Raw genomic sequence first — 8,648 nt, 5'->3', positions numbered from 1 at the left:
GACGCCCCGCGCCGGCCGCCGGCTTCGGCGACGGACTGTCGGCCTACCTGATCGACCCCGACGGCGTGACCGCCCCCGTCCTGCTCGCCGCCGAGAAGGACGCGGCGACCCTGCGCGTGTGCGACCTCAGCCGCGACGGCGGCCTGGCGCTGCTGCGCCGGGGACCGCGCGGACGGCGCGAGGCGGTGGTGACGCGCACCGCCGACCGCGCCACGACCTGTGTGGTGCCGGTGGCCGACGGCGACCCCTGGATCGGCGGGTTCTCGCCCCGCGCCGACACGCTCTGGCTGCGCAGCGACGCCTACCGGGAGTTCGCCGTCCTGCTCACCGCCGGTCTGGACCCGGACGGACAGCCGCACGGCTGGTCCGTGGCGGCCGCGCGGGACGACAGCGACCTGGAACTGCTGCACCGCGCCCACGACGGCAGCACCGTCGTACTGGCCTGGAACGTCCGGGGCGTGAGCGAGGTGGAGGTCCTCGACACCGGCGCGGCCGGTACGTCCGGCCCCGCCACCGGACCGCCCCGGCCCGTGCCGCTGCCGCACGAGGTGGTCACCCGCGTCGTCGGCGCCGGCCCGCGGCTGCTGCTGGCCCTGTCGGGGTCCCAGCGCCGCCCCGGCGTGTGGTGGCTCCCCGAGGGGGTGACCCTGCAGCGCACTGCGTGGTCGTCCCGGGACGAGGACGCCGTCCCCCCGGGGCGCCCGGCCGTGCGCCCCGTCCACGTGAGCCTGACCGCCCGGGACGGACTGCCGCTGAACGGCTGGTACTACCGGGCACCCGGACGCAGCCCCGGGGAGCCGGCGCCCTGCGTGGTCCATCTGCACGGAGGCCCGGAGGAACAGGAACGCCCCGTCCTCAACCCGCTCTACCACGAGATCCTCGGGCGGGGACTGGACGTCTTCGCACCCGACGTACGGGGCTCCTCCGGGTACGGCCGGTCGTTCGTCGACGCGGACCTGGCCGACGGCCGGTTCGCCGCGATCGAGGACGTGGCCGACTGCGTCGCGCACGCGGTCCTGGCCGGCCCGGCCGACCCGTCCCGGCTGGCCGTCATGGGCCGCTCGTACGGCGGCTACCTCACGTTCGCCTCCCTCGTCTGGCACCCGGAACTGTTCCGGACCGGGGTGGCGGTGTGCGGCATGTCGGACTTCGCGACGTTCTTCGCGGGGACCGAGCCCTGGATCGCGCAGTCGGCGGCGCACAAGTACGGCCACCCCGAGCGCGACCGCGAACTGCTGCGCACGCTCTCGCCGATGAGCCGCGTCGACGCGCTGCGCGCACCGGTGCTCGCCGTGCACGGGGAGCACGACACCAACGTGCCGCCCGGGGAGTCGGAGCAGTTCGTGCGAGCCGCCCGTGAACGCGGCCTGAGCGCCGAACTGCTCACGCTGCGCGACGAGGGCCACGACTTCCTGCGCGCGGACAACCGGCGGCTCTTCCGCCGTGCCGCCGCCGACTGGCTGCAACGGCACCTGACCGGCTGACCCGCACCGGCCACGGCTGGACCGCCGGTCCGCGGGTAGCCGGATGTCACGGGGCCCGACGAGAACAGGGCACCGACCGTCGGAAGGAGTGTCGTGTCCGGAGTCTTCGAACGAGTCAAGCAGTTCGCGAGGAGCCCGCAGGGCCGGCGCACGATCGAACAGGTACGGCGTACCGCGGCCGACCCGCGCCGCCGGGCCCAGGCCCAGCGGCTGTTCGGCAAGCTGCGTGCCCGCCGGTCGGCGTCGGGGATGTGACGCACACCGGTCCGCGGCCCGCCGCCATGACACCTGCGAGACGGTTCATGCGGCGGGCCGCGGTCGGTGTGGCCCGGCTGCGGTCGGCGTGTCGCGCGGTCCGCGTGGCCGCGGGCTGCGTGGAAGGGCGGTCGGGGGGCATCCGGAGTGCATCGCGACCCGCGACCTCACCCGACCGGGAGGACGGACACCATGCTGGCCATAGTTGCGGCGGCCTTGTTCTTCATCGCTTTTCTGATCGACGCGGCCGACATCTCCACCAACGACGTCTTCAGCCAGACCAACATCATGCTGATCGGCCTCACACTCCTGGCCCTGCACCTCGCGGGCCTGGGAAGCGGCTGGGCCCCGCGCGGCCGCAGACGCTGACCGTCACGCGGCGCACGGACAAGCCGGTCCACCGCCTCCCGCCCGTCCGCGGCTAGGAGGTCTGTCCGCCCCGGGTACCGTCGATCACCTGGTTCGCCGGCGGGGGCGTCGCGTGGACCGGCTTGCCGTAGTCGGAGAAGACGACGGTGCCGGCGTTCTTCCCGCCGGACTGCACGAGCTTGAGGATGTACGGCTTTCCCTCGGCGGCGACGAACATGGTGATGGTCTCGCCGCCGCCCTTCTTCTTCGTCAGCGGGATCGCCTTCTTGCCGTCGACCGTCGTGGCGTCGCCCTTCGTCATCCCCTTGCGCTCGGACTTGTCACTGTCCATGTCGGCCAGGAAGCCCTGCTTGTCGCACAGGCCCGTGGTGCTCGCGTCACCGACCGGTACCTTCACCCACCGGCCGGCCAGCGCCCGGGTGTCCTTCCGTCCGCCCGCCGCGTTCTTGGCGGCACTGGCCCAGAACCCCTTGTCGCCCTTGACGTACGTGACCTGGCCGGCATGGATGATCTGGGCCGACGCCTGGTCCGCGACCATGGTGCCCGTGCAGTTCTTGCGCGTGTCGACGTGGTAGTCGACGGTCAGCGGCCGGCCGTCCGCGGCGACCTTGCCGGCCATGCGCAGCGAGGTGGCGTCCCGGGTCGCGGCCACCGCCTCGGCGGCCACCCGGTCCGCGCTCTTCCCCTCGAACGGCTGGTCCGAGGAGTCCTCGTCGGAGCACCCCGCGGCCCCGAGTGCGGCGGTCGCGCAGATCAGGGACGCGATCAACGTACGGCTCGCGGGCATGGTAAATCCTTCCAGGGAAGTGTCACGTGAGAACCGGCGGCCACCTGGCGCCTCGGACGACCACCGTGGAGATCCGGTTACCCCGTCCATGGGGAATAGTCAGTTCCCCTTAACGGGAGCCCCTTCGCCTTCCCATCGGCGCGTAAAACGATCTCGATGACGTGCCCCTGTCGGCTCCCGGTTCCCGCAAGGACCCGTGCAAGAGGCCACGGGCGCAAGGAAATCGCAACTTCGACAGGGCCCGGCACAGGCGGCTACCTTCATCCCGTCCTCGGTGGCCGCCACGGTCGCACAGGGATTCCTCGGGGCTGGGCCGACCGCGAAGGGACGAGCCGGTCACCCCGCCGCGAACCTCGCCTCCTGCGCAAGCCACCGGACCGGACACCCGCCAGGCAGCCCCGACCAGGGAGAGACGCATGCCCCGACTTGCTCTGTACACGTTCGGCGTCCTGAAGTCACCTCTCACCGATCCTGGTCCGCTCACGCGCGAGTTCTACGACCTGGGTGAGGCCGTCTACCGCGAGATCGGCCAGCACCCCGGGCACCTCGCGCATGCCCAGGCGGCGGACGTCGACCGCGGCGGGCTCTTCGAGGCGGACTGGGGGCCGTGGGGAGAGTTCGCCGTACCGGCCTGGTACGGCAAGGGCCGTACGGCAGAGACCACCGCCCTGGCCGCGACCCTCTCGCTCTGGACCGGCCCGCGCCCCGCCTTCGACGCCGTCTACACCGGCGTGCACCGGGAATCGCTGACCAGGCGATACGACTGGTTCGAGCGGACAGGGCACCCGAACCACGTGTCCTGGTGGGTCGCCGACGACGCGACACCCACCTGGCGGGACGGGGTTTCCCGGCTGGAGCACCTCCACGACCACGGCCCCGCCCCGCACGCGTTCACCTTCCGCGACGCGTTCGCCCCGGACGGGACGGTGACGGGCATCGAAGGCACCGGGCGTGGCTCAGTCGTCCGGGCAGATGACGAATAGCGGGCGGGCGAGCCGGCGGGGCCGGTCGCCCACCTCGTCGAGCGCGGCGCGGATTTCGTGCAAGTGGCCGGTGGTCATCTGCAACGGGGGTTCGTGGGGCTGGTAGGTGGTGCGGACCGGGTAGTCCACGCCCGGTTCGGTGGTCATCTCGACGTGGCAGCCCAGGACATGGGTGACCGGCCTGTGCTCGCAGAACTCGATCAGGCGGTCGATGGTCCGGGTGAAGGCGGACCGGTCCTGGACGTAGAGCCGGCCGGGGTAGACGGTGTCGCCGGTGAGCAGGAAACCGGTCCACGGGTCGTAGAACGTGACCGCTGCCTCGTGGTGCCCGGGAGTGGCCAGGCACTCGAGGGCGCGGCCTCCCAGATCGACCCGCGACACGGCGGTGGGGTCCTCGTCGAATCCGAAGAACTTCCAGGCCGCGGCGAGGTCCGCGTCGACCACGGTGGTGCCGGGACGGCCGGCGAACTGGCCGTCGCCCGCGACGTGGTCGCCGTGGGCGTGCGTGTGCAGCACGAGCAGGCGGTAGTCCTGGCGGGGGTGGCGGGCGAGCCAGCCGTCGACCAGCTCGTCGACGACCCGGCGCAGGGGGAAGAAGTCGGGGGACGCGGTGGCGCCGGTGTCGATCAGCACCGCCCGCGCGTTGCCGAACAACAGGAACATGAACGGCGCTTCGTAGTGGACCGCCATGTTCTGCCGCAGGACGACCGTGTGCTCGTCGTACTCGTGGACCTGGATGTCCGGGTCGGTGTTGTGCTTGGACGACGGCGAACCGTGGATCCAGCGGACGTCGAACCCGCGAGGCCGCAGGACCGGGCCGCCGAAGTCGATGCCGGACGTGTCCGCGGACATGACGCCTCCCGAGTGCGTCGTCTTGGCAGGCCGGGTACGGCGCACATCTCGTCCGGGGCCGGCACCTCCGCGCCTCCACCGCGAAGCTACCACGAGCCCGATCGGCGGCCGCGCCGCCCGGTGTCCACCGGCACCACCACCCGCGTCGCCCTCTTCCCCATGGGCGGCGGGCCGCCCGGCAGCAGGGTCAGGAGCACGCCCTGAGGAAGTCGATCAGCACCGCGTTCACCTCGTCCGGACGTTCCTGCTGCGTCCAGTGGCCGCAGCCGGGCAGTTCGAGGGGGGCGCGCCACAGATTGGGCATCAGGGCGGGCAGCCGCTCGATGAGTTCCGGTGTACCGGGGAAGGCGGGCACGGCGTCGCGCTCACCGTAGACGTACAGGGCCGGCGAGGTGACGACGGCACCGTGCCAGGCGGCGGTCAGTTCCCAGTTGCGGTCGAGGTTGCGGTACCAGTTCAGGGCTCCGGTGAAGCCCTGGGAGAAGCTCTCGGCGAGCGCGTCGAGGTCCTCCTCGGTGAACCACGCCGGCAGCGTCTCGGGGTCCGGCATGGCGGCGAGCCAGCCGCGCTCGGGGTCGACCAGCGGCTGCTTGCCCGAGCCGGCGTCGGGAGCGTCCCCGGAAGCCCAGTAGAAGAACTTCCGCAGCGCGGTGCGGGGGTCGCGGCCGAACTCGGCGTCGGCGACACCGGGACGGTTGAAGTAGTTCCAGTAGAAGCGGCCGCCGAACATCTTCTCCATGGCGGGCAGCGGCGGCTGGTTCCCCCGGAACGGAGGCGGCACGCTGAGGCCGGCCACCCCGCGCACCAGGTCCGGACGGAGCAGAGCGGTGTGCCACGCCACCGGCGCGCCCCAGTCGTGCCCGACGACGTACGCCTTCTCCTCGCCCAGGGCCCGGATCAGTCCGACGACGTCACCCACCAGGTGCAGGATCGTGTACGCGCCGACGTCGTCGGGATGGTCACTGCGCCCGTAGCCACGCTGGTCGGGCGCGACGACCCGGAAGCCCGCGTCGGCCAGGGGACCCAGCTGGCGGTGCCAGGAGTGCCATGACTCGGGGAAGCCGTGCAGGAGCACCACCAGGGGGCCCTCGCCCTGCTCGGCGATGTGCAGCCGAATGCCGTTCACGTCAACCATTCGATGCTCAACCATGAGCACGAGGGTACTGGCCACGATCACCGGGCCGGTGCCGACACATGCCGCCGGCCCCCTGCCCGCTGTCCACCCCGGCGGCCTCACCGATGGCCGGGGCCGCCCGGTGCCCTGGCGGTGATGACCCCGACTCCGGGAACGGCGGGGGCCTGCGGCATGATCGGCGGCAGTCGATTCCGATGCCGGGCTGGAGCCTCCGTGGATGTGACCAAGGCAGGACATCACGCGCGGTTGTCCGCATACGCGACCGCGGGGGCACGGCTGTCCCTGTACAGCGACCGGCGGCTCAGGGATGCGGTGGCCGCCGCACCGAGTCTCGGTTCCGGTGTCGGTGGCAGGTCGGCGCAGATGGAGATCGAGGGGATACGCGTCTTCGTCAAGCGGATCCCGCTGACGGACATCGAGTTGCGGCCGGAGCACGTGCGATCGACCGCCAACCTCTTCGGGCTTCCCCTCTTCTACCAGTACGGGGTGGGGTCGGCGGGGTTCGGTGCTTGGCGTGAGCTGGCCGCTCACACCTTGGCCACAGGCTGGGTGCTGAAGAACGAGTACACGGGCTTCCCGCTGCTGTATCACTGGCGGATCCTGCCGGACAGCGCCCCGGCGGACTTCGCCGACGAGTTCGGGGGTGTCGAGGGGGCGGTTGCCCACTGGGAGGGATCACCGGCCGTGCGCCGTCGGCTGGAGGCCATCGGAGGGTCCTCCTTCAGCCTGGTGCTGTTTTCGGAACATGTGCCCCAGACGCTCGCCGCGTGGCTCGGCAACACCCGTCATACCGCCTGGCGGGGTCCAGGTGGCGAGTCGTCCTACGAGTGGGTCGAGGACGCGCTGCTGAGGGGGACGGAGTTCATGAGTGCGCGCGGGTTTGTCCACTTCGACGCGCACTTCGCCAACCTGCTCACTGACGGCCGGCAGGTGTTCTTCGCGGACTTCGGGCTCGCGTCGAGCCGCGACTTCGACCTCTCGGCGCAGGAACGTGCCTTCCTCGCCGATCATCTCGTGTACGACCGCTGCTACGCACCGGGCCACCTCCTTCGCCATCACCTGCCCGACGGTGTGCGTGGTGGCACCGCACACGGGGCCTTCCTGCGAGCATGGGCCGAAGGCCACAGGCCCGACGGCGTTCCGTCCGACATCGGGGCGATCATCGACCGCCACGCGCCGCACGCAATCGTCCTGGACGACTTTCACCGGCGACTGCTCACGCAGAGCAAGCGCACTCCGTTCCCCGCGGCCGAGATCGAGCGGGCCCTGGCCAGGACACCACCGGCAGGACGGTGACCGCCGCGGCCCGCGGTGCCGCACGCCGGCCGGAGGGAACCGGCTGGTGCCGAACGGGGACGGTCGCCGCCCGCCGGCGCGGAGGGCCACGTGGCGGACGGCCACCCGGCTTCGGCGGGAACCGGCACAAGGAGCGGAGCACCGTCCAGGGGGCGGTCTGCCGGTTCTGGCAGCACCGAGCCGTCGTCTCCCGGTACGACGGGCGCGGGTACGTGTTCCTCGACACCGCGACAGCGGCAGCCCTGGTCGTCCGGCTCCGCCAGGGGCTACCGGACCCCGCCCGGCGCTCGTCCGCTCAGTACACGTCACGGACATAGCGCTTGTCCGCCGCCAGACGTCTGACGTAGGCGGCGGCCTCGGCGGAGTCCAGCCCGCCGTGGGTCGCGACGACGTCCCTGAGCGCCCGGTCGACGTCCTTCGCCATGCGGCCCGCGTCGCCGCACACGTAGAAGTGGGCGCCGTCCTGGAGCCACTGCCACAGCCGGCCGCCGTTCTCGCGCATGCGGTCCTGGACGTAGATCTTGTTGCGCTGGTCTCGGGAGAAGGCCAGGTCGAGTCGGTCGAGCCGGCCCGATGCCTGGAACGCCTCAAGTTCCGTGCGGTGGTAGAAGTCGGTGGCCCGGCGCTGCTCGCCGAAGAACAGCCAGTTGGGACCGGTGTGGCCGCGGGCCCGGCGATCCTCCAGGAAGCCGATGAAGGGTGCCACGCCGGTACCGGGCCCGACCATGATCATCGGCGTGGCGGGGTCGGCGGGCGGCCGGAAGTGCGCCGAGCGCTGCACGAAGACCTGCACCGGGCCGTCGTCCGCGCAGTCGGCGAGGTAGGTGGAGCACACGCCCTTGCGGTCGCGGCCGAGGTCGTTGGTGTAGCGGACGACCGAGACGGTCAGGCGGACCTCGCCGGGGTGCGCGAGCGGGCTGGAGGAGATGGAGTACAGCCGCGGCTGGAGCGGTCTGAGCACGGAGGTCCATTCCGCCGCCGACGCCCGGACCGGGAACGCCGCGACTACGTCGGCGGCCTGCCGGCCCCAGCTCCACCGCGCGAGACCGTCCTTGTTGTCGGGGTTGTCGGTCCGCAGCAGCCGCCTCAGCTCGACACTGCCGGTCCGCTCCGACACGAACCTGAGCAGGCCGGTGGTGATGCGGGAGATGTCCAGACGGGTACGCAGCGCCTCCTCCAGCGGGAGGGGCGCACCGCCGTCCAGCTCCACGGGCTCGTCCGGGTCGAGTCCGGTGAGCGCGAGCCACTCGGCGACGAGCCCGGCGCCGTTGACCGGCCACACGCCGAGGGCGTCCCCCGGTTCGTAGGCGAGCTCACCGCCCCGGGTGTCGAAGGAGAACTGCCGTACCTCCTTGCGGGAACCGGGCAGACTCAGCAGCCGGTTGCCGATGAGCAGGGTGGAGAAGGGTGCCGCCCTGGTGTAGCGGGCCGGTCCCGCGGCGGACGGGGTGACGGAGGCCGCGGCCACGCCCGTCCCCGGGCCCGCG

The 8,648-nt window shown here is 72.1% G+C and carries 9 protein-coding genes, 1 pseudogene and 1 riboswitch; of the genes and pseudogenes, 6 read left to right on the top strand and 4 right to left on the bottom strand.

Annotation, left to right across the window (positions count from 1 at the left end):
* The 3 genes from GT045_RS22350 to GT045_RS39010 form a co-directional block, all read left to right on the top strand.
* A partial coding sequence (locus GT045_RS22350) for a prolyl oligopeptidase family serine peptidase (protein WP_237538784.1) occupies positions 1-1,484 on the top strand: 1,484 nt, incomplete at its 5' end.
* Between the two features lie 93 nt (positions 1,485-1,577).
* Positions 1,578-1,739: a hypothetical protein gene (locus GT045_RS39015; protein ID WP_345942720.1), complete on the top strand. Its 162-nt coding sequence runs from the start codon at positions 1,578-1,580 to the stop codon at positions 1,737-1,739.
* A 192-nt stretch (positions 1,740-1,931) separates the two neighbouring features.
* Positions 1,932-2,108, top strand: a complete 177-nt coding sequence (locus tag GT045_RS39010) for a hypothetical protein (RefSeq protein ID WP_202516212.1) — start codon at positions 1,932-1,934, stop codon at positions 2,106-2,108.
* A 52-nt stretch (positions 2,109-2,160) separates the two neighbouring features.
* Here GT045_RS39010 and GT045_RS22345 read toward each other — a convergent pair whose 3' ends face one another.
* The gene (locus tag GT045_RS22345; protein ID WP_161335221.1) at positions 2,161-2,895 is read right to left on the bottom strand and encodes a hypothetical protein; all 735 of its coding nucleotides are present in this window, start codon (positions 2,893-2,895) and stop codon (positions 2,161-2,163) included.
* Between the two features lie 416 nt (positions 2,896-3,311).
* On the opposite strand from GT045_RS22345, the gene GT045_RS22340 reads away from it, so the two are divergent.
* Positions 3,312-3,878 carry a DUF3291 domain-containing protein gene (locus tag GT045_RS22340; protein WP_161295667.1) on the top strand — a complete coding sequence of 189 codons (567 nt, stop codon included), beginning with the start codon at positions 3,312-3,314 and terminating at the stop codon, positions 3,876-3,878.
* Here the strand turns inward: GT045_RS22340 and GT045_RS22335 are convergent.
* Together GT045_RS22335 and GT045_RS22330 are read right to left on the bottom strand one after the other, a co-directional pair.
* Positions 3,852-4,730, bottom strand: a complete 879-nt coding sequence (locus GT045_RS22335) for an MBL fold metallo-hydrolase (protein ID WP_161295669.1) — start codon at positions 4,728-4,730, stop codon at positions 3,852-3,854. The two genes, GT045_RS22340 and GT045_RS22335, sit on opposite strands and share 27 nt — an antisense overlap.
* An 11-nt stretch (positions 4,731-4,741) precedes the next feature.
* A riboswitch (guanidine-III (ykkC-III) riboswitch) is annotated at positions 4,742-4,809 on the bottom strand.
* A gap of 108 nt (positions 4,810-4,917) precedes the next feature.
* A complete protein-coding gene (locus tag GT045_RS22330; RefSeq protein WP_161335220.1) occupies positions 4,918-5,880 on the bottom strand; it encodes an alpha/beta hydrolase in 963 nt (320 codons plus the stop codon).
* On the opposite strand from GT045_RS22330, the gene GT045_RS40505 reads away from it, so the two are divergent.
* Both GT045_RS40505 and GT045_RS22325 read left to right on the top strand, forming a co-directional pair.
* Entirely contained in the window at positions 5,879-6,001 is a 123-nt protein-coding gene (locus GT045_RS40505; protein ID WP_272926881.1) for a hypothetical protein, read from the top strand. The genes GT045_RS22330 and GT045_RS40505 overlap by 2 nt on opposite strands.
* 77 nt (positions 6,002-6,078) lie before the next feature.
* Positions 6,079-7,161 carry a protein kinase family protein gene (locus GT045_RS22325; RefSeq protein ID WP_161335219.1) on the top strand — a complete coding sequence of 361 codons (1,083 nt, stop codon included), beginning with the start codon at positions 6,079-6,081 and terminating at the stop codon, positions 7,159-7,161.
* A 295-nt stretch (positions 7,162-7,456) separates the two neighbouring features.
* Here GT045_RS22325 and GT045_RS22320 read toward each other — a convergent pair.
* Positions 7,457-8,648 (bottom strand): annotated as a pseudogene (locus GT045_RS22320) (reductase); the annotation flags it as partial.

The sequence above is a fragment of the Streptomyces sp. SID486 genome (genome assembly GCF_009865385.1).
GTDB lineage: Bacteria > Actinomycetota > Actinomycetes > Streptomycetales > Streptomycetaceae > Streptomyces.
Note: the sequence above shows the minus strand (reverse complement) of the source record. Positions and strands in the feature narration are given on the sequence as shown.